Source organism: Pseudarthrobacter phenanthrenivorans, assembly GCF_036455295.1.
Taxonomy (GTDB): Bacteria; Actinomycetota; Actinomycetes; order Actinomycetales; family Micrococcaceae; genus Arthrobacter; species Arthrobacter phenanthrenivorans_C.
In genome coordinates, this window is the sequence record NZ_JAYXNX010000020.1 from 1 (window position 1) to 26,765 (window position 26,765).

General features: G+C 66.4%; 23 protein-coding genes and 1 tRNA gene. 11 read left to right on the forward strand and 13 right to left on the reverse strand.

Annotated elements, in window-relative coordinates:
- Positions 1 to 112: 112 nt before the first annotated feature.
- From VXJ37_RS18730 to VXJ37_RS18750, 5 genes are all read right to left on the reverse strand, one after another.
- The gene (locus VXJ37_RS18730; protein WP_331324543.1) at positions 113 to 1,213 is read right to left on the reverse strand and encodes a D-TA family PLP-dependent enzyme; all 1,101 of its coding nucleotides are present in this window, start codon (positions 1,211 to 1,213) and stop codon (positions 113 to 115) included.
- 58 nt (positions 1,214 to 1,271) lie between these two features.
- Positions 1,272 to 2,417 (reverse strand): FAD-dependent oxidoreductase, encoded by a 1,146-nt coding sequence (locus tag VXJ37_RS18735; RefSeq protein WP_331324544.1) that lies wholly within the window; start codon positions 2,415 to 2,417, stop codon positions 1,272 to 1,274.
- A 37-nt stretch (positions 2,418 to 2,454) separates the two neighbouring features.
- Positions 2,455 to 3,381: an AEC family transporter gene (locus VXJ37_RS18740; RefSeq protein WP_331324545.1), complete on the reverse strand. Its 927-nt coding sequence runs from the start codon at positions 3,379 to 3,381 to the stop codon at positions 2,455 to 2,457.
- 51 nt (positions 3,382 to 3,432) lie between these two features.
- Positions 3,433 to 3,858 (reverse strand): aspartate 1-decarboxylase, encoded by a 426-nt coding sequence (panD, locus tag VXJ37_RS18745; protein WP_331324546.1) that lies wholly within the window; start codon positions 3,856 to 3,858, stop codon positions 3,433 to 3,435.
- Between the two features lie 224 nt (positions 3,859 to 4,082).
- On the reverse strand, positions 4,083 to 4,997 hold the full coding sequence (locus VXJ37_RS18750; protein WP_331324547.1) for a LysR substrate-binding domain-containing protein: 915 nt from the start codon (positions 4,995 to 4,997) through the stop codon (positions 4,083 to 4,085).
- Positions 4,998 to 5,152: 155 nt separating this feature from the next.
- Between VXJ37_RS18750 and VXJ37_RS18755 the strand changes: the two genes are divergently transcribed.
- Together VXJ37_RS18755 and VXJ37_RS18760 are read left to right on the forward strand one after the other, a co-directional pair.
- Positions 5,153 to 6,616 (forward strand): amino acid permease, encoded by a 1,464-nt coding sequence (locus VXJ37_RS18755; RefSeq protein WP_331324548.1) that lies wholly within the window; start codon positions 5,153 to 5,155, stop codon positions 6,614 to 6,616.
- A gap of 297 nt (positions 6,617 to 6,913) precedes the next feature.
- A complete protein-coding gene (locus VXJ37_RS18760) occupies positions 6,914 to 10,408 on the forward strand; it encodes a bifunctional proline dehydrogenase/L-glutamate gamma-semialdehyde dehydrogenase (protein ID WP_331324549.1) in 3,495 nt (1,164 codons plus the stop codon).
- Between the two features lie 74 nt (positions 10,409 to 10,482).
- On the opposite strand, the gene VXJ37_RS18765 is transcribed toward VXJ37_RS18760, so the two are convergent.
- On the reverse strand, positions 10,483 to 10,797 hold the full coding sequence (locus VXJ37_RS18765) for a hypothetical protein (RefSeq protein ID WP_331324550.1): 315 nt from the start codon (positions 10,795 to 10,797) through the stop codon (positions 10,483 to 10,485).
- A 167-nt stretch (positions 10,798 to 10,964) separates the two neighbouring features.
- Complete coding sequence (locus VXJ37_RS18770) at positions 10,965 to 11,819, reverse strand: LysR substrate-binding domain-containing protein (protein WP_331324551.1); 855 nt, start codon at positions 11,817 to 11,819, stop codon at positions 10,965 to 10,967.
- A 142-nt stretch (positions 11,820 to 11,961) separates the two neighbouring features.
- On the opposite strand from VXJ37_RS18770, the gene VXJ37_RS18775 reads away from it, so the two are divergent.
- Positions 11,962 to 13,341, forward strand: a complete 1,380-nt coding sequence (locus VXJ37_RS18775) for an MFS transporter (protein WP_331324552.1) — start codon at positions 11,962 to 11,964, stop codon at positions 13,339 to 13,341.
- 100 nt (positions 13,342 to 13,441) lie between these two features.
- On the opposite strand, the gene VXJ37_RS18780 is transcribed toward VXJ37_RS18775, so the two are convergent.
- A complete protein-coding gene (locus VXJ37_RS18780; RefSeq protein WP_331324553.1) occupies positions 13,442 to 13,582 on the reverse strand; it encodes a hypothetical protein in 141 nt (46 codons plus the stop codon).
- Between the two features lie 99 nt (positions 13,583 to 13,681).
- Positions 13,682 to 13,755, reverse strand: a tRNA-Gly gene (locus VXJ37_RS18785).
- A 237-nt stretch (positions 13,756 to 13,992) separates the two neighbouring features.
- Between VXJ37_RS18785 and VXJ37_RS18790 the strand changes: the two genes are divergently transcribed.
- Positions 13,993 to 14,454 carry an SRPBCC family protein gene (locus tag VXJ37_RS18790; RefSeq protein ID WP_331324554.1) on the forward strand — a complete coding sequence of 154 codons (462 nt, stop codon included), beginning with the start codon at positions 13,993 to 13,995 and terminating at the stop codon, positions 14,452 to 14,454.
- 21 nt (positions 14,455 to 14,475) lie between these two features.
- Here VXJ37_RS18790 and VXJ37_RS18795 read toward each other — a convergent pair whose 3' ends face one another.
- Positions 14,476 to 16,182, reverse strand: a complete 1,707-nt coding sequence (locus VXJ37_RS18795) for a CAP domain-containing protein (protein WP_331324555.1) — start codon at positions 16,180 to 16,182, stop codon at positions 14,476 to 14,478.
- 142 nt (positions 16,183 to 16,324) lie between these two features.
- Between VXJ37_RS18795 and dcd the strand changes: the two genes are divergently transcribed.
- Entirely contained in the window at positions 16,325 to 16,900 is a 576-nt protein-coding gene (gene dcd, locus VXJ37_RS18800) for a dCTP deaminase (RefSeq protein ID WP_141945314.1), read from the forward strand.
- 34 nt (positions 16,901 to 16,934) lie between these two features.
- Here dcd and VXJ37_RS18805 read toward each other — a convergent pair whose 3' ends face one another.
- The 3 genes from VXJ37_RS18805 to VXJ37_RS18815 form a co-directional block, all read right to left on the reverse strand.
- Entirely contained in the window at positions 16,935 to 18,116 is a 1,182-nt protein-coding gene (locus tag VXJ37_RS18805; protein WP_331324556.1) for a cation:proton antiporter, read from the reverse strand.
- A 5-nt stretch (positions 18,117 to 18,121) separates the two neighbouring features.
- Positions 18,122 to 18,604 carry a cation:proton antiporter regulatory subunit gene (locus tag VXJ37_RS18810; protein WP_141945318.1) on the reverse strand — a complete coding sequence of 161 codons (483 nt, stop codon included), beginning with the start codon at positions 18,602 to 18,604 and terminating at the stop codon, positions 18,122 to 18,124.
- 64 nt (positions 18,605 to 18,668) lie between these two features.
- The gene (locus tag VXJ37_RS18815) at positions 18,669 to 20,072 is read right to left on the reverse strand and encodes an MFS transporter (RefSeq protein ID WP_331324557.1); all 1,404 of its coding nucleotides are present in this window, start codon (positions 20,070 to 20,072) and stop codon (positions 18,669 to 18,671) included.
- A 195-nt stretch (positions 20,073 to 20,267) separates the two neighbouring features.
- On the opposite strand from VXJ37_RS18815, the gene VXJ37_RS18820 reads away from it, so the two are divergent.
- The 6 genes from VXJ37_RS18820 to mnhG are packed head-to-tail and all read left to right on the forward strand — an operon-like array spanning position 20,268 to position 26,759.
- Positions 20,268 to 23,333: a Na+/H+ antiporter subunit A gene (locus VXJ37_RS18820; RefSeq protein WP_331324558.1), complete on the forward strand. Its 3,066-nt coding sequence runs from the start codon at positions 20,268 to 20,270 to the stop codon at positions 23,331 to 23,333.
- On the forward strand, positions 23,330 to 23,947 hold the full coding sequence (locus tag VXJ37_RS18825) for a Na(+)/H(+) antiporter subunit C (RefSeq protein ID WP_331324559.1): 618 nt from the start codon (positions 23,330 to 23,332) through the stop codon (positions 23,945 to 23,947). The genes VXJ37_RS18820 and VXJ37_RS18825 overlap by 4 nt, the downstream gene beginning before the upstream one ends.
- Complete coding sequence (locus tag VXJ37_RS18830) at positions 23,944 to 25,548, forward strand: Na+/H+ antiporter subunit D (protein WP_331324560.1); 1,605 nt, start codon at positions 23,944 to 23,946, stop codon at positions 25,546 to 25,548. The genes VXJ37_RS18825 and VXJ37_RS18830 overlap by 4 nt, the downstream gene beginning before the upstream one ends.
- Positions 25,545 to 26,090: a Na+/H+ antiporter subunit E gene (locus VXJ37_RS18835; protein ID WP_331324561.1), complete on the forward strand. Its 546-nt coding sequence runs from the start codon at positions 25,545 to 25,547 to the stop codon at positions 26,088 to 26,090. The genes VXJ37_RS18830 and VXJ37_RS18835 overlap by 4 nt, the downstream gene beginning before the upstream one ends.
- Complete coding sequence (locus tag VXJ37_RS18840; protein ID WP_331324562.1) at positions 26,087 to 26,365, forward strand: monovalent cation/H+ antiporter complex subunit F; 279 nt, start codon at positions 26,087 to 26,089, stop codon at positions 26,363 to 26,365. The genes VXJ37_RS18835 and VXJ37_RS18840 overlap by 4 nt, the downstream gene beginning before the upstream one ends.
- Positions 26,355 to 26,759, forward strand: a complete 405-nt coding sequence (gene mnhG / locus VXJ37_RS18845; RefSeq protein ID WP_331324563.1) for a monovalent cation/H(+) antiporter subunit G — start codon at positions 26,355 to 26,357, stop codon at positions 26,757 to 26,759. The genes VXJ37_RS18840 and mnhG overlap by 11 nt, the downstream gene beginning before the upstream one ends.
- Positions 26,760 to 26,765 lie beyond the last annotated feature (6 nt).

Below are 26,765 nucleotides of genomic sequence, written 5' to 3' on the forward strand. Positions count from 1 at the left end.
ACGCCAGCCAGCCGCGTCACCAACCTCTCAGATCAATACAGCTAGGCTGCCGCCGGGGGAGATGTTTCCTACAGACAAGCCCCAAGGGCGAATGTGTGTTTTCTTCCCAGCGCTATTTGTTTTTTCCGCGTGCGGCTACACGCCAGCGGTCCACGACTTTGCCGCTGTTGACGACAGTGATGTCGTCAACGAGATTCACGGCCACGCATACGTGGTTCGGTATTACCCGTAACCGATCTCCGAGAGGCGGGAGCTCTGCATCTGCTGGCCAGACCACGGTCGCGTGATGTTCCGAGAGCGCCGTGATGCGTGCTTCGGGATAGTCGAGCAGCCGTCCAAAGCCGGTGGCCCACGCAGGTCGGTCGCCGCCCAGGATTTTGCTGCCAGAGTCCAGGACGATCCTTCGCGGTATGACGTCGTCGCCCTCATGCCGGCTCACCACTGTTGCGGCGACGGTCAGCGCGATGTCTTCAGGGTTGCATCGTTCCAGTTCCAGTTGCTGGGCGTCATTGAAGACATAGACTCCCGGCCGGACCTCGGTGGCTACGGAATCACCGGTGAGGGTGGCGGTGGGAGTTGAACCGCCGCTGCGGTGCAGGATTTCAAATCCTGCCTGTGTGAGCAGGTCCGAGGCCTGTCTGAGGGCCAACCGTTCTTCTTCGGTTGCTTTCAGGGGCATCCCCGGGGCATAGCTGTGGCCCGGGAAGGTGAACACGCCTCTGACCTGCAGACCGGCGCGTGCCGCGGCGTGGGCCACTTCAACGACCGCACCTGGGGCAATTCCGCTTCGGTGATGGCCGCTGTCGATTTCCAGCAGCACGTCAAAGTCGCTGGCTGCGTCATCCAAGGACGCTCCCATAGCTTGGGCGGCCTCCCGTGAATCCAGCCCTACTGAGATCTTTGTGGTGGCAGCAAGTCGGCGCAGGCGTTCGGCTTGACGAGGACCGACCCAGATGGGGTAGGCGATGAAGATGTCGGTAGCTCCTTGTTCTGCAAAGACTTCAGCCTCCCCGAGGGTCGCTACAGTGATGCCGACTGCACCGGCCGCCAGCTGCAGCTGCGCGATTTCGGGCACCTTGTGGGTTTTCACGTGGGGCCGGAGGTTCAAGCCTTTCGCGCGGACGGCAGCGGCCATGCGGTCGATGTTCCGCTGGAGCACATCCCGGTCGACCAGGATCTCTGGAGTGTCGACTTCTTCTGGGATTGTCATCACTGGTTCTCTTTCTCTAGGTCGGGTAGCGCCGGTTGACGCACCATGGGGTCCAGGGTTTCTATGGGCTGCACGACCGCGAGGCCCGAAAGATCTCCGGTGCGGGTCGTGTCCCCGTGGCAAGGTCTGCCAGGATCCGCCCGATCACCGGGGTGAACTTGAAGCCGTGGCCGGAGAAGCCTGCCCCGATCACCACGGGCCCTATGCGGTCCAGGACGAAGTCCTCATCCGGGGTGGTGGTGTAGGTGCAGCTGATGGCCTCAAAGGAATCCGCGTCGACGCCGGGAAGCCACTGCCGCGCATAGTCCTGCAGGGCCGCGAGCTGCGTGGGTTCCGGCAGGAAGTCGCGTTGGTCCGGGTCCACCTCCGGTCCCACGCCGTGCCACCCGGCCTTGACGCCCTCGCCCGGGGTCAGCATCCCGTACACGGGGGAGTACCAGCCCCGGTAATCCGGGCCCGGGTAGTGGTTGAAGCCGGGCCACACGGCGCCGGTATCCGCCACCCGGAAGTGCGCCGGCTGCTCCTGGGTAACCCTCAGCCTGGGAATCCGGAAGGCTGCTGCGTCGTCGCCCCTGACCCTCGCCAGCAGCTTCTCAGTCCAGCCGCCCGCCGTCACCACGGCCTGGGCTGCGGTGACCACCTCCGTGCCGGCCGCCCCTTCGAGCGTGAGCCGCACGCCGTCGTCGAACACTTCGAAGTCCACCACTTTGGTGTGGTGCCTGATCTCGGCGCCGCGGGCAACGGCCAGCCGCTGGAACGCCGGGAGGGCGGCTTCCGGGTTCAACTGGCCGCCGCCGGGCATGTGCAGGACCTGCCGGTCGAACCGGATGCCGCCCCAGCGCCCGGCGGCCTCCGCCGGGTCCAGGAACTCGGCCTCGATGCCCGCCGCAGTCAGCGCGTCAAAGACTTTGGGCAGGTCCCCGCCCGGGCCATGGGTGACAATGCCCGTGCGCGCCAGCAGCTGCTCGCCGCTTTCCTGCTCCAGTTCATCCCACAGGGCCAGCCCCTCGGCCAGCATGTCCACATAGTCGGGCTGGTAGTAGCCAGGGTTGAGGTTCCGGGTGGCGCCGTGGGACGCACCAATTTTGTGACCGGGGCCAAACTGCTCCACCAGCGTCACGTGCCGCCCCCGTCGCGACAGGGCCCAGGCAGCCGCGGAGCCCATGGCCCCGCCCCCGATCACCACGGTGTCCAACACAGTATTCATCAGCCCTCCAAGCTGCGGTTATGCCTTTGGTCAGTGCCTATGCCAGCAGCAGTGCCACGCCAATCATCGCCGGCACTGCCACCACGGTAGTGATCAGGACGGTGTCCTTGGCGACGGTGAGTCCGGTCTGGTACCGGCTTGCCGCCACGAAGACGTTCTGCGCGGTGGGCAGCGCAGACGTGACCACCACGGCGAACAGCGCATGGCCATCCATCCCCAGTGCGAAGCGGGCAAAAGTATAGGCAAGGGCCGGCTGGACGGCGAGCTTGAAACCGCTCGCCAGCAAGGTGTCCACCCGTCTGCCGGCAGCGGCCTGCAGCGGCCGGGTGCCGTTGAGGCTCATTCCGAACGCGATGAGCATGGCAGGAATCGCCGCCCCGCCGATGAGGTGGATCGGCTCCATCACCAGCGCCGGGACCTGGAAGCCGGTGCCGGCCACCAGCAGCCCCAGGCCGGAGCCCACGATCATGGGATTGCGCAGGACCATCAGGAAGAACCCCACCACCGTGGTGCGGTGCGTGCTGGTGCTCGAGTCCAGGACCATGAGGAACATCGGGGTGAAGAACGCCAACTGGAAGATCAGCAGCGGCGCCACATAGCTGGCGTCACCCAGGACATATACCGCGATCGGAATACCGAGGTTGGCCGAGTTGGCAAGGGAAGCGGACATGGCGGACATCAGCGCCTCGGGAAGCGCCCGCCGCAGCCAGAACCGGGCGATGGTGAAGAAAAGGGCGGCCGTGGTGATGGCCGCAACCGCGGTGACCAGCAGGGGCTCTGCGAATACTTCCTGCAGGTGGGCCTTGCTCAGCGTCTCAAAGAGAAGAGCCGGGCTGGCCACGAAGAAGGTAAGGCCGCTCAGGACAGGCCGGGCGTTATCCCCGAGGATCCGCCGCCGGCCCACGAACCACCCCACCAGGATGATGCACCAGACCACGAAGAACCCTGCCAGCACCCCTAGCAAGGGATGCCTCCCCGGGCATGCGTCAGGTGTCTGCCGGAGTCCACGCTCCGGTTACAGGGCGGCGTTGTTAAGCGCGAAGGGCGGGCGCATCATGCCGGGCGTGATGCCCTCGGCGGGGTCGCTGCCCAGCTGGATGACCCGGTTGTTTTCGTCAACGTGGACCACGCGCGGCTCGAAGGACTTGGCCTCTTCGGTGGTCATTTGTGCGTAGGTAATCAGGATGACGATGTCGTTCTCGTGCATGAGGTGCGCCGCTGCACCGTTGATGCCGATCACGCCGGAGCCGCGTTCACCGGCGATGGTGTAGGTTTCAAGCCGCGCGCCGTTGGTGACGTCCACGATGGACACCAGTTCGCCGGGGAGGATGTCGGCGGCCTCGAGCAGGTCCAGGTCGACGGTGACCGAGCCTACGTAGTGCAGGTCGGCGTGCGTGACGGTGGCCCGGTGGATCTTGGACTTGAACATTGTTCGATTCATAACGGCTCAAGTCTAGACCTGTGGCCCCCTGGCCGCAGTGACGCACGAAACACGGCGACTCCGGGAGGCGCATACGGAGTGAGGGAACGCGCCGCTGCCCGGAGCATCCATCATCGATTGCTCCGTAGTTGTCGTTTCCAGGCCCGAAAACGACAAGTACGGAGCAGTCGACGGGGTTTCGGCGGACTCGGAGCGCACTTAAGGACTCGGGCGACGGCGGCCGGTCACCCGGCGTCGTCCGTTGCCACGGCGGCGGCTGCTGCAGCAAGCGTCTCCCGTGCCGCAAGGATCGCCGGCCGCTGGGCGCTGGAGCGGCGGACCGAGGTGAAGATGGTGCGGTGCGGCTGTCCGGGAAGCTCCAGCAGCTGGGCCGTTGTGCCGCGGCCGGTCCAGACGAGGTCCGGCATCAGGGCCACCGCGTTGCCGGACTCGATCAGCCGGGCCTGGGCCTGGAGGTCGGCCGTTTCAAAGCGGACGTCGGGCTCGAACCCCTCGCTGCGGCACGCCTGTTCGGCCCAGTGCCGTGATGCGGCACCCCGCGGCTCCATGACCCAGGACAGTTCCGCCGTGTCCGCTAGGGAACGGATCGCCGGCCTGCCCGGGGATGGTGGGGGAACAGCCAGGCGGATGGCATCGGTAGTCAGCTTCACCTTGTCCAGTTCTGGGTATCGAGGGGCTGCGTGGCCCGGATACTGCTCGGCGATCACCAGGTCAAAGTCCCGCGCCCACGTCTCATGCAGTGCCGTTTCCGGCTCACGCTGGATCATCTCGATCCGCACCTCCGGATACGCGGCGGCCATCCTGGTCAAGGTATCGGGCATCAGCGCCAGGGCGGCGGACTGGAAAACGGCGATCCGCACGGTTCCGGTCACCGTGGTCAGGGACGCAGCCAGGTCCGCTTCGGCCTGCTCCATGGTCTCCAGCAGCTGTGCCGTGTGCGCCACCAGAACTTCCGCCTGGGGCGTCAGCTGCACCCGCCGGCCGGTTTTACGGAGCAGTTCCACCCCCACTTCCTTTTCCAGGAGCGCCAGTTGCTGGGATACCGACGACGGGCTGTACTGCAGTGCCTCGGCCACCTCGGCAAGCGTGCCGCGGATGCTTAACTCGCGGAGCAGCCGGAGCCTGCGGACGTCAAGCATGATGGATTCCTAACTAAAACTAACGAATATAGGTTAGAAGTAGTCACTTTATCTAACGCAACCCCGCACGCATACTGTTGGAACCGAGTTACCCCCGTCACAGTCAGTTTCCTTGGCGTGCCGCGGCGGGGTAGACCCCAAAGCAGGAGTTCCTGATGAGCAGCAAAGATTTGAGCCAGTCGATCATGCGGCGCAAGCCGATCGATGACATCGAAGAAGAGAGCAAGCACAGCGGACTGTTCAAGTCCCTCGGGCTGTGGCAGCTCACCGCCATTGGCGTTGGCGGCATTATCGGCGTCGGCATCTTCTCCCTTGCGGGACTGGTGGCCGCCGGCAGCGAGGGCAACCCGGGAGTGGGGCCCACGGTATTGATTTCCTTCCTGATTGCAGGCCTGGCCTCAGCGGCCGCGGCACTGTCCTACGCGGAGTTCGCGGGCATGATTCCCCGCGCAGGCTCTGCCTACACCTATGGCTACGTGGCGCTCGGCGAGGTGATCGGCTGGTTCATCGGCTGGGACCTGCTGCTGGAATACATCGCCATTGTGGCCGTGGTGGCCATCGGCATCTCCGGCTACCTGGACGCCTTCCTGGCCGGCATCGGCATCCATATGCCTACCTGGATGACGTCCACGGTGGATGAGGGCAAGGGCGGCATCGTCAATATCCCTGCCATCCTGGTCTGCCTCCTGGTGACCTGGATCCTTTCCCGCGGCACCAAGGCCTTCGGCAGGTTCGAGCTTGTTGCCGTGGCCATCAAGGTGGTCCTGATCCTCTTCATCATCGGGCTGGGTGTCTTCTACATCAACACCGACAATTACAACCCGTTCATGCCCAGCGGCTTCGGCCCGGTCGTGGCAGGCTCCGCCACTGTCTTCTTCGCCGTGTTCGGGTACGACGCCATGAGTACCGCCGCCGAGGAAGCCAAGGACGGCAAGAAGCACATGCCCAAGGCCATCGTGCTCTCGCTCATCATCGCCATGCTGCTCTACGTTGCCGCCACCCTGGTCCTCACGGGCATGCAGAACTACAAGGACATCGATCCCAAGGCCGGCTTCGCTTCCGCGTTCACTTCGGTGGGCCTGCCCGTCATTGCCACCATCATTTCGGTGTTCGCGGTGCTGTCCATCCTCACCGTGATGCTTACCTTCCTGCTCGGCGTGACCCGCGTATGGTTCTCCATGAGCCGCGACGGCCTGCTCCCCGGCTGGTTCGCCAAGACTGACCGCCACGGCACCCCGCAGCGTGTTACCTGGATCGCGGGCGTCGCCTCCGCTTTCCTGGCCGGCGTCTTCCCCATCAAGGCGGTCGCGGACCTCACCAACATCGGCATCCTGGCCGCGTTCGTCGTCGTCTGCCTGTCCGTGATCATCTTCCGTTACAGGCGGCCGGACGCGCCCCGCACGTTCCGCCTGCCCCTGATGCCCGTGATCCCGGCCTTCGGCGTCCTGGCCTCGGCCTTCCTGATGCTGCAGCTGCACTGGGAAACCTGGCTGCGGTTCGTGGTGTGGCTGATCATCGGCCTGGTGATCTACTTCGGTTACGGCCGGAAGCACTCCCTGATGAACCCCAACAGCCCGCGCCACCAGGAACTCGCGGAACTGCACCGCCCGCTTACCTAACCTCACACCCGACGCGCCATCACCTTCCGCGCGTTCCCCCCGGCAGGCCTTCCACCCATACAACCCCCGACTTGCTCCATCACTTTTGGTCCCTAAACGGACGCTTTGACCACCAAAAGTGATGGAGCAACGGGGGAGGGGGGAGGCCTGCCGCCGGCATTTAAGAGCTTTCGGACGCCCTGCAATTAATTGACTTTTCTAACCTGTATACGTTGGAAAAGATCGCTTTATCTTATGTGAGGAGAAGCTCATACTGGTGGAAAGACCCCTCCCACACTAAGAAAGATCGGGAAAATCATGACCCACGTTGCAATGGAACCGGCAGTCGCCAAAGCGGCCACCCCGCGGACGGTCGACGTCGACGTCCCCCAGGCAAAGGCCCTCGCCGATGAAGCGGTCGCCCTTGTCCGCCGCTGGCTCACGGAAGCCTCAAAGGTTCCCGTAGACGCCTCTGCCCAGCAGCTCGCCGGCGTCCTGAAGGACCCCAATGGCCTGGAATTCACCGTTGGGTTCGTGGACGGCGTGGTCCGTCCCGAAGACCTGAACGTTGCCGCCCGCAACCTCGCCAAGCTGGCACCGAAGGTTCCGGCCTTCCTGCCTTGGTACATGCGCAGCGCCGTGGCGCTGGGCGGCACTATGGCCCCCGTCCTGCCGCAGGTGGTCATCCCCGTCGCCCGCAAGGTCCTGCGGGAAATGGTGGGCCACCTGATCGTTGACGCCACCGACGCCAAGCTGGGCCCCGCCATCGCCAAGATCAGGAAGGACGGCATCAAGCTCAACGTCAACCTCCTTGGCGAGGCCGTCCTCGGCGAGCACGAGGCCTCCCGCCGGCTCGAGGGCACGCACACGCTGCTGGCGCGCCCCGACGTCGACTACGTCTCCATCAAGGTCTCCTCCACCGTGGCCCCGCACTCCGCCTGGGCCTTTGACGAGGCCGTGGAGCACGTCGTCGAAAAGCTCACCCCGCTGTTCCAGCGCGCCGCCTCCTTCCCTAAGGCCAAATTCATCAACCTGGACATGGAGGAGTACAAGGACCTGGACATGACCATCGCGGTCTTCACCCGGATCCTGGACAAGCCCGAGTTCAAGGACCTCGAAGCCGGCATCGTCCTCCAGGCCTACCTCCCGGACGCCCTGTCCGCCATGATCCGCCTGCAGGACTGGGCCGCTGGCCGCCGCGCCAACGGGGGAGCGGGCATCAAGGTCCGCGTGGTCAAGGGCGCCAACCTGCCCATGGAGCAGGTTGAAGCCTCCCTGCACGACTGGCCGCTGGCCACCTGGGGCTCCAAGCAGGACTCGGACACCAGCTACAAGAGCGTCATCAACTACGCCCTGCACCCGGAGCGGATCAGGAACATCCGGATCGGCGTCGCCGGCCACAACCTGTTCGACATCGCTTTCGCCTGGCTGCTGGCCAAGCAGCGCGGCGTGGAGTCCGGCATCGAGTTCGAAATGCTGCTGGGTATGGCCCAGGGCCAGGCCGAGGCCGTCAAGAAGGACGTCGGCTCCCTCCTGCTCTACACCCCGGTGGTGCACCCGTCCGAGTTCGACGTGGCCATCGCCTACCTGATCCGCCGCCTCGAAGAGGGCGCCAGCCAGGACAACTTCATGTCCGCCGTCTTTGAGCTGAGCGAAAACGAGGGCCTGTTCGAGCGCGAAAAGCAGCGCTTCCTCGCTTCGCTGGAGGCCCTGGACAACACGGTCCCGCTGCCGAACCGCCGCCAGGACCGGAGCCTGCCACCGGTTCCGAGGCCGCATGAGGGCTTCGACAACACCCCGGACACCGACCCGTCCCTGCCCGCGAACCGGGACTGGGGCCGGGCCATCCTGGACCGCGTGCCGTCCTCCACCCTCGGCAACGCCGCCGTGAAGGCCGCCTTCATCAACGACGAAACAAAGCTCAACGCCGCCATCGACAACGCGCTGGACAAGGGCAAGGCCTGGGGTGGGCTCTCCGGCAACGAGCGCGCGGAAATCCTGCACCGCGCCGGCGAGATCCTGGAAGCGCGCCGCGCCGACCTGCTCGAGGTCATGGCCAGCGAGACCGGCAAGACCATCGACCAGGGCGATCCCGAAGTCAGCGAGGCCGTGGACTTCGCGCACTACTACGCCGAGTCGGCGCGCAGGCTGGACACGGTCGACGGCGCCACATTCGTCCCTGCCAAGCTCACCGTCGTCACCCCGCCGTGGAACTTCCCCGTCGCCATCCCGGCAGGGTCCACCCTTGCGGCACTCGCCGCCGGCTCCGCCGTCGTCATCAAGCCTGCCAAGCAGGCTGCCCGCAGCGGCGCCGTCATGGTGGAAGCACTCTGGGAAGCCGGCGTGCCCAAGGGCGTGCTGACTATGGTCCAGCTGGGGGAGCGCGAGCTGGGAACGCAGCTCATCAGCCACCCGTCCGTGGACCGCGTCATCCTCACCGGCGGCTACGAGACCGCCGAGCTGTTCCGCTCCTTCCGGAAGGACCTGCCGCTGCTGGCCGAAACCAGCGGCAAGAACGCCATCATCGTCACCCCCAGCGCCGACCTGGACCTCGCGGCCAAGGACGTTGCCTACTCCGCGTTCGGGCACGCCGGCCAGAAGTGCTCCGCTGCCTCACTGGTGATACTGGTGGGCTCCGTGGCCAAGTCCAAGCGGTTCCACAACCAGCTGATCGACGCAGTGACCTCCCTCAAGGTGGGTTACCCGCAGGATCCCACCAGCCAGATGGGTCCCATCATCGAGCCGGCCAACGGCAAGCTCCTCAACGCCCTCACCACGCTGGGCGAGGGGGAAGACTGGGCCGTGGAACCGAAGAAGCTTGATGAGACCGGACGGCTCTGGAGCCCGGGTGTGCGCTACGGCGTCAAGCGCGGTTCCTACTTCCACCTGACCGAGTTCTTCGGCCCCGTGCTCGGCGTCATGACGGCCGAGACCCTCGAAGAGGCCATCGCCATCCAGAACCAGATCGAGTACGGCCTCACCGCCGGACTGCACTCCCTGAACTCCGAGGAGCTCGGTATCTGGCTGGACTCCATCCAGGCCGGCAACCTCTACGTCAACCGCGGCATCACGGGAGCCATCGTGCAGCGCCAGCCGTTCGGCGGCTGGAAGAAGTCGGCCGTCGGCGCGGGCACCAAGGCCGGTGGCCCCAACTACCTGGCCGGCCTGGGCGACTGGGTTCCTGCCAACAGCACCGCCACGGCAGCCGTCACCAACCCGGTCGTGCGCCGCATCCTCGACGCGGCCGGTTCCGCCCTGCAGCCGGCCGAGCTTGAGTCCGTCCAGCGGGCCCTGGCCTCCGACGCCGAGGCCTGGGCTGGAGAATTCGGCACCGCCAAGGACGTCTCCGGCCTGAGCGCGGAACGCAACATCTTCCGCTACCGCAGCCTGCCGGTCACCGTCCGCCTCTCCGAAGGTGCGCCGCTGGGCCACCTTGTCCGGACTGTGGCCGCCGGCGTTCTGGCGGGCTCGGCGCTGACCGTGTCCACCGCCGTCGAACTTCCCGCGCAGCTGCGGTCCGTACTCACCGCGCAGGACATCGAGGTGACGGTGGAGTCCGACGCCGGCTGGCTGGCTTCGGCGGAACGCCTCGCTTCGGCAGGCAAGCTGTCCAACGCCCGCATCCGGCTGATCGGCGGCGACGCCTCCGCGCTGGCCGGGGCAACCGGCGGCCGGCCTGACGTGGCCATCTACGCCCACCCCGTCACCGAGGCCGGGCGCGTGGAACTGCTGCCGTTCCTGCACGAGCAGGCCGTCAGCATCACCGCCCACCGCTTCGGCACCCCGAACCACCTTTCGGACGCGCTGATCTAGCACCGGCAGACACAAAAATGTCCGGTGGTTGGCTTGTCTGCACAAGCTCAACCACCGGACATTTTGCGTGTCCGCTAGCCCAGGTACCAGCCGGGCGGAGTCCAGGTGACCGGGACATTGTGGGCTGAGAAATCCTCGCAGCGGGTGCAGGTGTAGGCCACTTCGCCGAGTGCGGCCACGCTGCCATCGCGCCGGTACGTTGGCGGAATGTAGGACTCAAGGTAAACGAATTCGTCGGTCCGGCACTTGTCGCAGGTGGGCTTCCCCACGTATCCCGTGTCAACGGAGGCCCGTCCGCTGCCAAGGGTGTTCTGGCGGGTAGCGGGCCGGGCTTCGGCGTACGGGCGGGCGTGCGCAGAGTTGAGATGGGTGTTCCTGGCTGTCGTCATTGGCTGCCTGTCCCAAACGCGGGCCGGCGTGCGGAAGCGCGTTTGTGGTGAGTGAACGCGGCCTGCTGCTTGACCTTGGTAATAGAGCATAGGTCAAGCCAGTTCCCCTATCAATGGACACGGGCCCCCTATCTCCCCTAAATGCTGGAAATCGGGTCCAAAGAGAGTTAAGTTTGCCGGTTAATGGTCCGGCCCACGATCGACTGGGTGAGGGCGTCGATCACCTCAGGGTTGGCCAGCGGGTTGCGGATCAGGGTGAAGTCCACATCCCCCACGGCGGGCAGGTCAAAGCGGCGGGTGATGATCTTTAAGTCTTCGGGCACCAGTGACGTCGGCATGACGGCCACGCCGATGCCGGCCCGGACCGCTGCGAGCACCCCGCTGATCTGCCGGGTGGTGCAGGTGATCCGCCAGGTCCGGCCATGGGCTTCCAGCGCATCGATGGCCAGCTTGCGGCTGAGGCTGGGGGCCGGGTAGGCGATCAGCGGCACGGGCGTGCCGGGTTCCAGCATGGTCTGTTCCAGGCCCACCCAGGAAAACGAGTCGTGCTGGACCACTGTGCCGTCCTTTGCCCCCGCCACCCATTTCACGAAGACGAGGTCCAGCTGGCCCGCGTTGAGCTTGCGGTAGAGCTGGTCGCTTTGCCCCACCGTCAGTTCCAGGTTGATCTGGGGGTAGATCTGCCGGAACTCGCGCAGGATCCGCGGCAGTCCTGTGATGGCGAGGTCATCGGCCGTGCCGAACCGCAGCCGCCCCCGCATCGCCGAACCGGAGAAATAGCGGGCTGCGGCGTCATGCGCGGACAGGATGGTCCGGGCGAAACCGGCCATGGCGTCGCCGTTGTCGGTCAGCCGGACGTCCCGTGTGTCCCGGGTGATCAGGGTGCGTTTGGCGGCCGCTTCAAGCTTGCGGATGTGCTGGCTGATGGTGGGCTGGGCCAGCCCCAGGCGTTCGGCGGCCTTGGTGAAGCTGAGGGTGTCCGCCACTGCAAGGAAGGACCTCAACTGGGCTGGTTCAAACATGGTGGGTCTCCGGTGGTCCAAGGTCCTGCGGATATATTGCGTTCTGCAATACGAGTTATAGGGACCATACGCCTCCATAATCTGCTTTGCCAGCCTAGCGTTAAGGGCATCCCAGCCCGCCCGCAATTTTGAGGACACACCTGTGGCACCCCCACCGCCTTCGTCGGCCTCCATCTCCCAACCAGTCATCGACGCGGCGGGTGCAGCGCGGCCTGCCAGCCAGACCCAGCCGCTACCCGTCATTGCCGAGCGCCTCCCCTGGAAGCACACCTTCATCTCACTGAAGGTGCCCAACTTCCGGATCTTCGCGGCCGGCCACTTCATCGCGGTCATCGCCGTCTGGATGCAGCGGATCGCCCAGGACTGGCTGGTGCTGCAGCTCTCCGGTTCCGTGACCGCCGTCGGCATCACCGTTGCGCTGCAGTTCCTGCCATCCCTGCTGCTGGGTCCTTGGGGCGGCATGATCGCTGACCGGTTCGCCAAGCGGAAGATCCTCATCCTGTGCCAGAGCACGGCCGCCGTCCTGGCTGCAACGCTGGCCACCCTTGCGCTCACCGGCGTCATCATGGTGTGGCATGTCTACGGCATCGCACTGGTCCTTGGCCTGGTGACCGTCCTCGACCAGCCTGCCCGCCAGGTGTTCGTCAATGAACTGGTGGGTCCTGCCTATTTGCGGAATGCCATCAGCGTCAACTCCACCACCTTCCAGCTGGGCGGCCTGATCGGGCCCGCCATCGCCGGCCTGCTCCTGACCGCTGTGGGGGCGGGCTGGGCCTTCGCCGCCAACGCCGTTGCCTGCTGCTCCACGGTGGCGATGCTCCTGATCCTGCGAAAGGACCAGCTGTACGTCAACCCGCCTGCCCCCAAGAGCAAAGGGATGCTCCGGGAGGGGCTGCGCTACGCCCTGAGCAAGCCCACCATCTACTGGCCATGGCTGATGGCCGGATTTGTTTCCGTCTTCGCCATGAGCCTTCCCGTCATCCTTGCTGCGTTCGCGGACCACGTCTTCCAGGTGGGTGCCGGCGGCTACGGCGTGCTTAACGCTCTGGTGGCACTCGGCGCGCTGTCCGGCGCGGTGGCGTCCACCCGTCGTCGTCAACTGCGCCTTCGCTCCGTGGTGTTCTGCGCCGGCATGTACGGCCTGATGCTCTGCGTTGCCGCGCTTGCCCCGTCCATGGTGTCCTTCGGCGCGGTAATGGTGTTGTCGGGATTCTGGTGCCTCATGTTCCTGACCGGCTGCAACCAGCTGGTGCAGGTCAGTTCCAACCTGGGCATCCGCGGCCGCGTGATGAGCCTGTACATCATGGTGCAGATCGGGGGCCAGGCACTGGGCGGCCCCATGCTGGGCTCGATCGCCGAACATGCCAACCCGCATGTTGCCCTGCTGGTCTCGGGCGGCGTCCCGGCCGTTGCCGCGGTGACCGTAGGCACAATCCTGGCGCGGAAGGGCGGGTTGAAGCTTCGAATGGAGCTGAAGGGCCGTCACCCGGTGAGGATCGTCAACCGCCACGCAGGTGCCTAGGCGGCAGGGTCCGCAAGCTCCCGTGGGCCGTAAAGAAAGACTCCGTCATCGGGACCGATGACGGAGTCTTCTGCTTACGCCGGCAGGCTCTCTTGCCGGGTTACTTCTTCTTTGTCGCCTTTGTGGACGTGGTGTCCAGGGAGCTGGCCGGCGCAGCGGCGGCCTTCTTGTCTGCGCGCTTTTCCTTGATGGATTTGCCGGACTTCTTTGATGCCGTTTGACGCGGGGACTTATCAGCCATGATTGCTCCTGTAGCGGAACCGGAAAGGTTCCTGGCTACCGACCCTACACCCCTGCACACCAATGGGCGCCGGGGTTTGAAAAGACAGGGAAGCGGGACTGGAGCGGCTGACGGGAATCGAACCCGCGTATCAAGCTTGGGAAGCTAGCGCTCTACCATTGAGCTACAGCCGCAGTGCCGCCGCCTGCGCGGGGCAGAACTTAGCTTAGCGCAGATCCGGGCGCTCCCCGCGACCATGGCGCGCGGCGGGTCGGTGTCCTTCACCCCGCGTCATCCAGTAACTCTTCAATAACGTCCGCGGTGCCCGCTAGGTCCGGGCGCAGGCGCTGGCTAACCTGATCCGGGTAGCCGCCGAGTTTGGGGGAGGTGCGCTATTGCGGCAGCCGACGTCAACCACAGGAATTTCTTTCATGGCAATCGCAGAGCACGAGGTCCTCATAGAACGCGACGCCACGGCCGTGTACCAATACCTCCTTGACGCGACCAACCTCCCGTCATGGCGGACCGATGTGCGCAGCGTGAAACTCATGCAGGGCCCCGCGGACGCCAAGGGAGCGGTGTACCGCAAAATGGTGGCCGGCCGCTCCGGCCTGAGCATCCCGGCGGACCTTGAGATCACCAATGTGCGCCCCGGGGCCGAAATTGAGTTCCACATCGTGTCCGGTCCGGCAACCCGGTGGGGCGGTTACTACCTCAGCACTGAAGGTGCCGGAACCCGGGTGCGTTTCGCCATGGAGGCGAAACGCCAGGGACGTTTTGGCTTCCTCAGCAGGTTGGGGTTCATTGACGGAATGCTGCAGCGGCGGGTCAGTGCCGACGTGGCCCAGCTGGCCCGGCTGAAGCACGTGCTGGAACTCGAGCCGGCCGTCTGAGGCGTCCGTTTCACCGCCCAGTCACTGCGCCAGCCGCTGCCCCGTCCAGGGGCCGGCAATGTTCGACGGCGAGGCGAGGCTTCCGGCGCTGAGGTCCCAGTACTGCACGGTGTCGTTGGCGCGCCGGAGCGCGACGCCCGTGGAGTTCAGTCCGGTGACGTTGCGCAGCGCCCGGATTCCCGTGACGTCTGACCATCCCGTGGCCACCGTGGGCCGGGTTTCCGTGCGAAGCGAAGCTGTGCCCCACCCGCGGTAGAGCTGTACGCTTCCATCCCCCTTCAGCGCCAGGACATCCTGGAAGCCGTCGCCGTCGTAGTCCACCATGGAGAGCCGGGAGGCGTAGATGCCCGTGGCCACCGTGACGCGCTCCGCGATGTCGCCGGTCCCCTTGTTGCCGTACAGGTAGAGGTTGCCGGCGCTGTCCAGGGCCAGGATCTGGGGCATCCGGTTGTTGGCGCACCAGCCTCCCACAGCCAGGGTCAGGGTGTCCCAGCCGCCCGTGCCGAGAGTGATCGGAGCCTGGAACCCTCCGGCTGCAACGCCGCGGTACAGCGTCAGGTTGCCGTTGGTCCATTGGGCCAGGACGTCATAGGTGCCGTCGCGGTCCCAGTCCGTGACGAAGACTTCCTTGGCTCCGCCGAAGCCCGAACCGATCACCCTGGCCGGCGCATAGGTGCGGGGGCCGGCGGACGCCCGGTCAAGCAGTTGGCCGGCTGAGTCGACGGAAACGAGGTCCGCCGGTCCCTTGATGGCTGCCGCTGCCAGGTTCAGGGTGGGCGGCATGTGGCGTACAGGGGCGTCACACAGGCTTGGCGGCGGTGTCGGAAAGGCGCTGGCCGACCCCGAGCCGGCCGACCCTGCGCCGCCCGGGGAATCGATGGTGCCGGCCGGAAGCGTGGCGTAACCGAAAAAGTCCACCACTCCCCAGATCTGGTACGTGGAGTTGGTGTAGGAAATGCCGATGCCCATCACGTTGAACCGTGGATCGAGGAGCATGGCGTTGTGGCCCGGGGAACCCTTCCACCACTCGACGAGCTGTGCGGCGTCACGGTCGGTCCGGATGGCAATGACCTCGCCGGCGCTGCTGGGGCTCAGGGCGCGGGGGTCGGTCCAGAAGCTGGCCCGGTGCTCGACCACCTCGCGCGTGGCGATGTTATCCGACCAGTCCTGCGCCAACCCCGCCACAGTGGGGTGGTACTTCACCTTGTTCAGCCCGTTGGCCACCCGGTACTCGTTGATCTTGGTGAACACCGTGAGGATGGCAGCGGAGTTGCTGTCCGGCACAAGGGCCTGCGTTGACGGAAGGGCGGCAGCGGACTGGGGCACGGCCTGCGGCGCAGGAGGCGGCGACGCCAGTTCCTGGTCCGGCGCCCACAGCGGCGGGATGGAGGCCGTTTGCGGCGTGGAAGCGGCGGCCGGTGCCGGTGACGTTTCCGTTGAGGGTGCTACCCCGCTGGTGGCAGGAGCCGGCGCCGCGGTGGTGGGCGCCGGCACGGGGGTGGCCGCCGTCAGGGGTGAAGCGGCACGGATGTCTGGGTCCACGGCAGGAGTGAGGGCGCCGGTGGGCCCGGACCCGGCGGCGGACCCCCCGGTGTTGCGCACCAGGGGAGCGGCAAGCGTGATGTTTGCCGGTCCTGCTTGGCCGGGGGGCAGCGCCCTAGGGGGTGCTGCCGTGTTCGAAGAGACCAGCGCCAACGCACAGAGCACGCCGATGACAGACGGTGCCACTAATTTATTCACAACATCCCCAGCCCTGTTACGCCATCCGGGAGACCATTCCGGCGGCTATCATTCGCAACATTAGCCTCACTGGGCTACGGCAACAACGGGAAAATGCAGGTGGGGATAACCGATACGGTAATTTGGGACGGTGCTGATCTCTGACCGCGACATTCGTGCCGAAATTGATTCCGAACGGATCGTGCTGGAACCGTACGATCCAGCGATGGTCCAGCCGTCGTCCGTGGATGTCCGGATAGACAAGTTCTTCCGGTTGTTCGACAACCACAAGTACGCGCACATCGATCCCGCGCAGGAGCAGCCCGAACTGACGCGGCTGGTTGAAGTCGAGCAGGACGAGGCCTTCATCCTGCACCCGGGGGAGTTCGTCCTGGGTTCAACCTATGAGACCGTGACACTGCCGGATGACATTGCGGCCCGTCTGGAAGGCAAGTCGTCGCTGGGCCGGTTGGGCCTGCTGACGCACTCCACCGCCGGCTTCATCGATCCCGGCTTCTCCGGCCACGTCACCCTTGAGCTGTCCAACATGGCCACCCTGCCCATCAAGCTGTGGCCCGGGATGAAGATCGGCCAGCTCTGCTTTTTCCGGCTCAGCTCCGCTGCGGAGTACCCGTATGGGCAGGGGGAGTACGGCAACCGGTACCAGGGCCAGCGCGGGCCTACTGCCAGCCGCAGCCACCTGAACTTCCACAAGACCCGGATCTAGCCGCGCGGCAGCTGCCTGGCGGCTGCCTCTGTGCCTAGGCCTGCGGTGCCACCGCCCGCGGCCGGATGAACGGCCTGGCCAGAGGTTCAACGTAGCGCGCCGCCAGCGGGCCCATCACGGCCATCAGCAGGACGTAGGCGGTGGCCAGTGCCGCGAGGTCATGGGGAACAGCGCCGGAGGCAACGGCCAGGCCGGCAATGACGATCGAGAACTCACCGCGGGCCACCAGCGCTGCTCCGGCGCGGAAGCGGCCGGGCCGGGCTATCCCGGCCCGTCTGGCTGCCCAGATCCCGGTGACCATCTTGGTGGCTGCCGTGGCCACCGCAAGGACCAGCGCCCACCCGAGCACCGGCGGAATGGATGTGGGATCCGTATTGAGGCCGAAGGCCACAAAGAAGATGGCCGCGAACAAGTCCCGCAGCGGCTCCAGGATGCGCGTGGCGTTGTGGGCGGTGGAGCCTGAGATGGCGATGCCCAGCATGAAGGCCCCCACAGCGGCAGAGACCTGCATGGCGGACGCGGCGCCGGCCACCAGCAAGGCAGCCCCGAGGACGTTGAGCAGGAAGACCTCGGAGTTCTCGCTGTGGACGGCCTTGGAGACGTGGTGCCCGTGCCGCAGGGCCACCATGAGGACCATGGTGACCACGGCCAGGGCAATCCCCACCGTGGTGAGGCCGCCAAGGAAACCGACGCCGGCCAGGGTGGCGGTCAGGATGGGCAGGTAGACGGCCATGGCGAGGTCCTCGAACACCAGGATGGAGAGGACCACCGGCGTTTCACGGTTTCCGAGCCGGCCGAGGTCCGTGATGACTTTGGCGGCGATGCCGGACGAGGAAATGTAGGTCACCCCGCCCATGACCATGGCGCCCACGCCGCCCCAGCCCAGGAGCCCGGCAAGCGCGGCCCCGGGTACGAAGTTCAGGACAAGGTCAAGGACGCCCGCCTGCCACGAACGGCGGAGGCCCGTGAAGAGTTCGGCCGCTGTATATTCCAGTCCGAGCATAAGCAGCAGCAGGATGACGCCGATCTCGCCCGAGAGGTGGGCGAACTCGTGCATGCCTTCCAGCTTGATGATGCCGCCGGCACCGAAAGCGAGGCCGCCCAGCAGGTAGAGGGGGATGGGCGACATTCCGATCCGTCCCGCCAGCCTGGCCAGCAGGCCGAGGCAGAACACGACGGCCCCCAGCTCAATGAGGGTCAGGGCCAGCGGGTCCATGCGGACTAACCGTTGCGCAGGATATCGGCCGCTGAATCGAGGCCCTGCTGGGTGCCGACGGCCACCAGCAGGTCACCGGCGTGAAGGACGACGTCGGGCCCGGGCGAAGGCAGCACCTCACCCTCGCGCATGATGGCAACAATGGAGACCCCGCACCGGGTGCGGATGCAGGCCTTGCCCATGGGCTGGTTTTGGAACGGGGAGTCCGCGGCGATGGAGAACTGCCGGGTGACGATGCCCGGAACGTCCTTGTGCTCCTCCGCGAGCTTCATGGCCAGGTGGGTGCCGCCCAGCAGGTTGCCGAGCGTTGCTGCCTCGTCGCTGGTGAGCGGAATGGAAGCCTGGCAGGTATCGGGATCGTCCCAGGTGGAAACGATGAGTTCCGTTTGGCCTTCCCGCCGCTCCACCACGCCGATGCGGCGTCCGGAGGCGGTCATGAAATCCTTCCTGAGGCCAAGGCCCGGAAGGTTGGTTTCGTCCACGTTCATGAATCCAGCCTAGTCCGCCTGGCAACACCTGGCCGGAGAGGCGGCGCGGGCCTCGCCGGGGTACTCAGACGGCGGGCACGACGGCGATGGGAGCCTTCGCGGGGGACTTCACCGGCAGCAGCACCAGGAGCCCTGCGAGGAGGACCACCATGATGCCCAGGATGCCCCACCGCTGGGCCTGGCCGGCGGGAACCAACGGCGTGGCAAGGGTGATGCAGAGGGTGAACAGCGCGGGCGCCAGGAAGCTGACGGCCCTGCCGGTGGTGGCGTACAGGCCGAAAAGCTCGCCGGATTCCCCGTGCGGCGCGAGCCGGGCCAGGTAGGCGCGGGACGAGGACTGGGCCGGCCCGACGAAGAGGCAGAGGAACAGGCCGAAGACCCAGAAGGTGGTGGTGCCGGCCCATTGCATGCCGAAGAAGGAATAGTTTCCGTTGCCCAGAACCAGGATGGCGGTCCCGGCAACCAGGAGCCCAACGAGTGAGCCGGTGATGATCGCTTTGGGACCCACCTTGTCATCCAGGAACCCGCCGATCACAGCGCCCACGGCAGCCACCACGTTCCCAAAGATGGCGAAGAAGATCACCTGGGGGAGGGCGAACCCGAAGGTGCCGGCGGCGATGACGCCGCCAAAGGTAAAGACGGCCGCCAGGCCGTCGCGGAATACGGCGCTGGCGAGCAGGAAGTAGATGGTGTGCGGGCTGGTGGCGTAAATGGCCTTGATCCGCCGGAACAGCAGCCCGTAGCTGGCAAGGAAGCCGAGCCGCGTGGATTGGGCGGCCCGGGGAAGCTCCGGGACGGCGAACAGGACGGGCAGGGCGAAGACGAAGAACCACACTGCGGAGAAGACGGCCACCAGCCGGATGTTGAGGCTGTCTTGCGTGGAGGAGCCGAACCAGTTGAAGGCAGGCTGGACGAACAGTTGCAGGACGATCAGGAGAGCCACGATCCCGCCAAGGTAGCCGGCGCCCCAGCCGAAGCCGCTGACCTTGCCGATATTCTGCGGCGTGGAAACCTGGGCCAGCATGGCGTTGTAGTTGACGCCGGCAAATTCGAAGAAGACGTTGCCCAGTGCAATCAGGGAAACACCGAGGAGCAGGAATTCCGGGCGCGGGAACACAAAAAAGCACAGGGCCGTGAGAATGGCGACGGCGGCCGAGTTCACTCCCAGCCACAGCTTGCGCCTGCCGCCCGCATCCGAGCGCTGGCCCGTCACGGGTGCCAGCAGTGCGATGGCAAGCCCGCCGACCGCCAGGGCCGCACCCAGGACTGCCGAGGCATTGTCCTCACCACCGAATGCCTTTGACGTCAGGTAGACGGTGAACACGAACGTGGTCATGACCGCGTTGAAGGCCGCCGAGCCCCAGTCCCAGGACGCCCAGGCCAGCACCTGGCCTTTGCTGGAGGACCGGGTTCCGGATTCGAGTTCCGAGGCAGGCTGCATTGCTCCCGGCGCGCTGGCGCTGTTCATAGGATGCATCGTATCCGCCCGTGGCGAACAGCTGCGGGACCGTGGCCCCCGTCCCGCGGGGATTCCGGCCACGGGACCCCGCCGGGCGGGGAAGGCGGCAGGGCCGCCTTGGTAAACTGAGCCCTCCCGGACCTTACTTTTTTGCCGCCTGCTCCAACTTTTGACAATCGAATTCCTGACGTTGCGGAGAATCCAGTGATCACAGTCCTTGCCGTGCACTTTTCGGTGGCTGTCCTCGCGCCCTTCCTCTTCAGGCTCTGGGGCCGCAACGCCTTCTACGCGCTGGCCGCAGTCCCCGCGGTTTCCTTCGCCTGGCTGATGTTCCAGCATGGACCCATTTATTCGGGTCCCGGGGCGGTCGTCGAAACCTTCGAGTGGATCCCCAGCCTCCATCTTGAACTGGCCTTCCGTATGGACGCCCTGGCCTCGGTGATGTCCCTGCTGGTGCTGGGCGTTGGTTCCCTGGTGCTGGTCTACTGTGCGCGCTACTTCAAGAGGAAAGACCAGGACCTCGGGGCGTTCGGCGCCCAGCTGCTGGCGTTCGCGGGCGCCATGTTCGGCCTGGTCACGGCGGACGACCTCCTGCTGCTGTTCATTTTCTGGGAACTGACCACCATCCTGTCCTACCTGCTGATCGGCTTCGCGCGGACCCGGCTTGCCGCGCGCCGCTCCGCCCTGCAGGCGCTGATGGTCACCACCGCGGGCGGCCTGGCCATGCTGGTGGGCCTGATCATGCTTGGCTACTCGGCGGGGACGTACCGCATCTCCGCCATCCTCGAGCAAGCGCCCGCGCTGGCCGGCGGAGCCACGGCGCCCGTGGTGAGCGCCGCCGTCGTCCTCATCCTGGTCGGTGCCATCACCAAGTCCGCGCTGGTCCCCTTCCACTTCTGGCTTCCAGGCGCCATGGCGGCGCCCACCCCGGTCAGCGCGTACCTGCACGCCGCGGCGATGGTGAAGGCCGGCATCTACCTGGTAGCGAGGCTTGCCCCCGGGTTCTCGGACACCGCCTACTGGCAGCCGGTGGTCCTGGGGCTGGGCCTGGCCACCATGCTGGTGGGCGGCTACCGGGCGCTGCGGCAGACGGACATCAAGCTGATCCTCGCCTACGGCACCGTCAGCCAGCTGGGCTTGCTCACCATGGTGGTGGGCCTCGGCACGCCCGACGCCGCACTGGCGGGCCTGGCCATGCTGCTGGCCCATGGCCTGTTCAAGGCAACGCTCTTCCTGGTGGTGGGCATCATCGACCATCAATCGGGAACCCGTGACGTGCGCAAACTCTCCGGCGTTTTCCGCTCCTCGCGTGCGCTGGGCATCGTGGCCGCCGTCGGCGCCGCCTCCATGGCGGGTGTCCCGCTGCTCGGCGGTTTCGTCGCCAAGGAATCGGTGCTTGAGGCCTTCGTGCACCACGCGGGCGATCCGCATTCCGGTGCGTGGGGTGTGGTGGTCCTGGCGGGGCTGGTGGTGGGGTCCATCCTCACGTTCGCCTACAGCGCCCGATTCATGTGGGGCGCGTTCGCGGCCAAGCCCGGTGTGGAACCGATTCCGTTCAAGGCCATCAGGCCCTCCTTCCTTGCCGCGCCTGCGGTCCTCAGCCTCCTGACCATCGCGTACGGGCTCTGGCCGGTACCGGTGGACGCCTGGATCCAACCGTATGCGGCGTTGTTTGCGTCCATGGCGCCCGACGCCGGCACCCCAGCCGAACAGGCAGGTCACCTGGCGCTGTGGCATGGCCTGACGCCGGCGCTTGGGCTGACGGCCGTCACCTTCGCGTTGGGCGCGGCGATGTACCTTGGCCGCAACGCCGTTGCCCGGACCCAGGCACTGGTGCCGGCGTGGGTGGACGGCGACCGCGCCTACCAGCTGACCATCGGTGCGCTCGACGACGCCGCCGTCTGGATCACCGGCCGGACCCAGCGCGGATCACTGTACTTCTACCTTGCCGTGATCCTCAGCGTGGCGTTCGTCCTTCCACTCGCGGCAATCCTGTTTGGCGGCAACCCCCTGCCACAGGGCATTTACCTCGTGGACCCCAACTCCCCGCTGCAGCTCGTGGCAGGTGCAGGCATCGTGATCGGCGCCCTGGCCGCCGTCAGGGCCAACAAGCGGTTCCTTGCGGTGCTCATGGTCTCCGTGACCGGGTACGGCATTGCCCTGGTGTTCGCGCTGCAGGGTGCCCCGGACCTGGCGCTGACCCAGATGCTGGTGGAGACCATCATCCTGGTGGCGTTCGTCCTGGCCATGCGCAGCCTGCCGCCGGAACTGCGGGACCGAACCGGCGGCAAGTACCGCGTGCTGAGGGTCATCATCGGGCTGGGATTCGGCGTGACCATGGTGTTCGCCGCGATTTTCGCCATGGGCGCCAGGACCGCCATTCCGGTATCGCTGCAGTTCCCGCAGCTCGCCTATGAAGGCGGCGGGGGCCTGAACGTGGTCAACGTGACCCTGGTGGACATCCGCGCCTGGGACACGTTCGGCGAGATCAGCGTCCTGGCGCTCGCCGCCACCGGCGTGGCCAGCCTGATCTTCGTCCGGGGCCGCGGTGACAGGCTGCAGGCCTCCGCGTCGGTGGCGGAGGGAACGGTAGGGCGCTACCACGGCGTGGATCCCGGCTCCCGTGACGGCGCGGCCCTGGCCATCAGCCGGAAGTTCGCCGCCGCTGCCCGGGACCCATGGATCGTGGCGGGCCGGACCCTGGCCCCCGAGCGCCGCTCCATCATCTTCGAAGTGGTCACCCGGCTGATCTTCCACTCCATGATCATTTTCTCGCTGTACCTGCTGCTGGCAGGGCACAACCTGCCCGGCGGCGGTTTCGCGGGCGGCCTCACCGCCGGCCTGGCGCTGACCATCCGCTACCTGGCCGGCGGCCGGTTTGAGCTGCGGGAAGCGGCGCCGCTCAGCGCCGGCGCGCTGCTGGGGATCGGCCTGGCGCTGGCTGCCGCCTCGGGTGTCATGCCCCTGCTGCTGGGTGGCCAGGTGTTCCAGTCCGCCATAGTCCAGGTATGGCTGCCTGTGTTCGGGGACATCAAGTTCGTCACCTCAACCATCTTCGATATTGGCGTGTACATCGTGGTGGTGGGCCTGGTGCTGGATGTCCTGCGCAGCCTCGGCGCCGAAATCGACGAGCACCTGGAGGAGCGGTCCCTGGCGGCCGGCCAGGAAGCGGCAGGGGCCTGGGAGGCCGGCCACGACCAACCGGCACCGGAGCTGGAACAGGAACCGGATGCGGTTCCTGCCGAGACCACCGCGAAGGGCCACGCATGAGCGTCAACCTGACCCTGCTGATCGTCATGGGCGCACTGTATGCCTGCGGCATCTACCTGATCCTGGAGCGCAGCCTGACCCGGGTGCTGCTGGGCCTGATGCTCCTGGCCAATGCAACCAACCTGCTGATCCTGGCCACCGGGGGATACGCCGGTCTGGCCCCGCTGTTCGCCAAGGACATCGCTGCCAAGGACTACAACGACCCCCTGCCGCAGGCGCTGATCCTGACCTCTATCGTGATTTCATTCGCGGTCACGGCCTTCATGCTGGGCATCATCTACCGCACCTGGCTCCTGGCCCGCCAGGATGAGATCCAGGACGACGCGGAGGACCGCCGCGTGGCAGCGACCCCCAGCTTCGACGCCGAGGACGATGCCGAAGTGCCCGCAGAAACCTCCGAGTTTCCGCTCACTATGCTCGGCTCTGATGGCATGGACATCTCCGACCGTGGGGCTTCCGGTGCCGACACGACGCTGCATGCGGGCCGGCAAGCGGACCAACCACCGGCCACGGTCCTGGCCGGCGGCCGGGAGATGCCCGCGGAACATGCCGCCGCGGAGGAAAAGCCCGGCTCACTCAACATTGACCCCAGCCCGGAAGGAGGCGGCAAGTGAACATCGCCAGCCTGGCGCCGCTCGCCGTCGTACTTCCCATCCTGGGCGCCGCCCTCACCTTCCTGCTGATCCGGCACACCCGTGCCCAGCGGGGGGTGAGCATTGCCCTGCTGTCGCTGACCCTGGCGCTCGAATGCCTCCTGCTGGCGTCTGCCTGGAACGGCGGCACCGCGGCGGTGACCATCGGCGGCTGGCTGCCGCCCTTCGGCATCGTCATGGTGGTGGACCAGTTCTCATCGCTGATGCTGGTGGTCTCCTCCGCGGTGAGCCTGGCCGTGCTGGTGTACGCCACGGGGCAGGGCATGGCCGACGGCGACCACGACGCGCCCGTCTCGATCTTCCACCCCACCTACCTGATCCTGGTGGCGGGGGTCTCCAACGCCTTCCTGTCCGGGGACCTCTTCAACCTTTACGTGGGCTTTGAGATCCTGCTGACCGCAAGCTACGTGCTGATGACCCTGGGCGGCACCGGCCCGCGCATCCGCGCCGGTGTCACGTACGTGGTGGTGTCCGTGGTGTCATCTGTGCTGTTCCTGATTGCCATCGCAATGGTGTACGGGGCCACCGGCACCGTCAACATGGCGGACCTGGCCCTCAAGCTCGGTGACCTGGACCCGGGGACAAGGACGCTCCTGCACGTGATGCTGCTGGTGGCGTTCGGCATCAAGGCCGCCGTCTTCCCGCTGTCCTTCTGGCTGCCCGACTCCTACCCCACGGCCCCGGCGCCCGTCACGGCCGTGTTCGCCGGGCTGCTGACCAAGGTAGGCGTGTACGCCATGGTCCGGACGGAGACGTTGCTCTTTCCCGGCGACACCCTGAACACGCCCCTGATGGTGGCTGCGCTGCTGACCATGGTGGTGGGCATCCTGGGCGCGCTGGCGCAGAGCGACATCAAGCGACTGCTCTCGTTCACCCTGGTCAGCCACATCGGCTACATGGTGTTCGGCCTTGCCATGTCCTCCGTGGCGGGTCTCGCGGCGGCGGTCTTCTACGTGGCCCACCACATCACCATCCAGACCAGCCTCTTCCTGGTGACCGGCCTCATCGAACGCCGCGGCGGCAGTTTCTCGGTGGACCGGCTGGGCGGACTGGCCAAACTTTCGCCGATGCTGGCGCTGCTGTTCTTCATCCCCGCAATGAACCTTGCCGGCATCCCGCCGTTTTCGGGTTTCCTGGGCAAAGTGGGGCTCCTCCAGGCCGGCATTGAACTGGGAACGCCGCTGGCGTACGCGCTGGTGATCGGCGGGGTGGTGACCAGCCTGCTGACGCTGCTGGCCGTCGCCAGGGTCTGGAACCGCGCATTCTGGCGCCGGCCCACGGACGCGGAGCATCCCGACCCGGTGCTGCTTGCCCCGCAGCCGGTGCGGGTTGCCGGGCCGGGGGCCAAGCTCAACAGCACCGTGACGCTGCTGCCGCGCACCATGGTGGGCTCCACGGCGGCCCTGGTGATGGTGGGGGTTGCACTGACCGTTTTCGCCGGGCCGCTGTTCGGCCTGTCGGACCGGGCCGCCCGCGACATGCTGGACCGCGGCCCTTACATCCACGCGGTGCTGGGTGATGCCGCCGTTGCGGGGACCACTGGCGCGGGAGGAACGCGATGAGCCGCAAACGCATATCCCTGCGTCAGGAGCTGCCGCTGCTGGTCTGGCTGGTGATTGTCTGGGGCGCGCTGTGGCAGGACTTCAGCCCCGGCAACCTCCTGTTCGGTGCGCTGCTGGCAGTAGGGGTCGCCCGGCTCTTCTACCTTCCGCCCGTCGAGCTCAGCGGGCGCTTCAACATCCTCTACGCTGTTCCCTTCGCCCTGGCGTTCCTTTGGAAAGTGGTGGTGGCCAGCGCCCAGGTCCTGTACCTGGCCACCGTCCGCGGACCCAGGGTGACCAACGCCGTCGTCGCCGTGCGGCTGCGCAGCCACCAGGACCTGATCGTCACCGCCACGGGGCACGTCATTTCCCTGATCCCGGGGTCATTGGTGGTGGAGGTGGACCGCTCCACCTCCACGCTCTACCTGCACGCGCTCAACATCACGTCCAAGCAGGACGTGGAGGGCCTGCGGAACGAGGTGCGGTCCATGGAGGCAGGCCTGATCCGCATCATGGGCACAGTGGAAGAACTTGAAGCCGTCCGGTCGGAGGCCGCCGCATGATGCACATTGTCCTGGCTGTTACAGCAGTCATTTTCTCGCTGGCCGCGGCAGGGGCCATTATCAGGATCGCCCGCGGCCCGTCGCTGCTGGACCGGGTGCTGGCAGCGGACGTGCTGCTGGCAATCCTGGGCGGTGCGCTCTGTGTCGACATGGCCGTGAACCGGCACCTGAACAACCTGATGCTGGTGGTGGCCGTCTCCATCATCGGGTTCATCGGGTCCGTGACGGTGGCCCGGTTCGTGGCGGACCGGAGGGTGAAGCCCAATGAATCCTGACTTCTCCGGCCCTGACGCCTGGATCGACACCCTCTCCGCGGTGTTCATGGTGGTGGGGGCGATCATGTCCCTGGGCGCTGCGATCGGCCTGCTCCGCTTTCCGGACCTGCTGAGCCGCATGCACGCCGCCACCAAGCCGCAGGTCCTGGGCCTGTTCCTGCTGCTGGCCGCCATTGGCCTCCAGCTGCGGACGTGGTGGGTGTGGCCGGTCCTGGCGGTGGCGTGGATCTTCCAGCTGCTCACGGTGCCCGTGTCCGCGCATATGGTTGGCCGCGCCGGCTACCGCACCAAGCATCTGCACCGGGAACTGCTCACTGCGGATGAGCTGGAGGCCGTAGTGCAAAAAGCCGCCGCCGAGGCTGCCCTGAAGGACAACCCCGACGGCGGCAGGTAGCGCTGC

What these genes read in the sequence shown, in the direction of transcription:
- VXJ37_RS18735 (WP_331324544.1), bottom strand. Translation starts at nt 2,417, where the DNA reads ATGAATACTGTGTTGGACACCGTGGTGATCGGGGGCGGGGCCATGGGC.
- panD (WP_331324546.1), bottom strand. Translation starts at nt 3,858, where the DNA reads ATGAATCGAACAATGTTCAAGTCCAAGATCCACCGGGCCACCGTCACG.
- VXJ37_RS18750 (WP_331324547.1), bottom strand. Translation starts at nt 4,997, where the DNA reads ATGCTTGACGTCCGCAGGCTCCGGCTGCTCCGCGAGTTAAGCATCCGC.
- VXJ37_RS18755 (WP_331324548.1), top strand. Translation starts at nt 5,153, where the DNA reads ATGAGCAGCAAAGATTTGAGCCAGTCGATCATGCGGCGCAAGCCGATC.
- VXJ37_RS18760 (WP_331324549.1), top strand. Translation starts at nt 6,914, where the DNA reads ATGACCCACGTTGCAATGGAACCGGCAGTCGCCAAAGCGGCCACCCCG.
- VXJ37_RS18765 (WP_331324550.1), bottom strand. Translation starts at nt 10,797, where the DNA reads ATGACGACAGCCAGGAACACCCATCTCAACTCTGCGCACGCCCGCCCG.
- VXJ37_RS18770 (WP_331324551.1), bottom strand. Translation starts at nt 11,819, where the DNA reads ATGTTTGAACCAGCCCAGTTGAGGTCCTTCCTTGCAGTGGCGGACACC.
- VXJ37_RS18780 (WP_331324553.1), bottom strand. Translation starts at nt 13,582, where the DNA reads ATGGCTGATAAGTCCCCGCGTCAAACGGCATCAAAGAAGTCCGGCAAA.
- VXJ37_RS18790 (WP_331324554.1), top strand. Translation starts at nt 13,993, where the DNA reads ATGGCAATCGCAGAGCACGAGGTCCTCATAGAACGCGACGCCACGGCC.
- VXJ37_RS18805 (WP_331324556.1), bottom strand. Translation starts at nt 18,116, where the DNA reads ATGGACCCGCTGGCCCTGACCCTCATTGAGCTGGGGGCCGTCGTGTTC.
- VXJ37_RS18810 (WP_141945318.1), bottom strand. Translation starts at nt 18,604, where the DNA reads ATGAACGTGGACGAAACCAACCTTCCGGGCCTTGGCCTCAGGAAGGAT.
- VXJ37_RS18815 (WP_331324557.1), bottom strand. Translation starts at nt 20,072, where the DNA reads ATGAACAGCGCCAGCGCGCCGGGAGCAATGCAGCCTGCCTCGGAACTC.
- VXJ37_RS18825 (WP_331324559.1), top strand. Translation starts at nt 23,330, where the DNA reads ATGAGCGTCAACCTGACCCTGCTGATCGTCATGGGCGCACTGTATGCC.
- VXJ37_RS18835 (WP_331324561.1), top strand. Translation starts at nt 25,545, where the DNA reads ATGAGCCGCAAACGCATATCCCTGCGTCAGGAGCTGCCGCTGCTGGTC.
- VXJ37_RS18840 (WP_331324562.1), top strand. Translation starts at nt 26,087, where the DNA reads ATGATGCACATTGTCCTGGCTGTTACAGCAGTCATTTTCTCGCTGGCC.
- mnhG (WP_331324563.1), top strand. Translation starts at nt 26,355, where the DNA reads ATGAATCCTGACTTCTCCGGCCCTGACGCCTGGATCGACACCCTCTCC.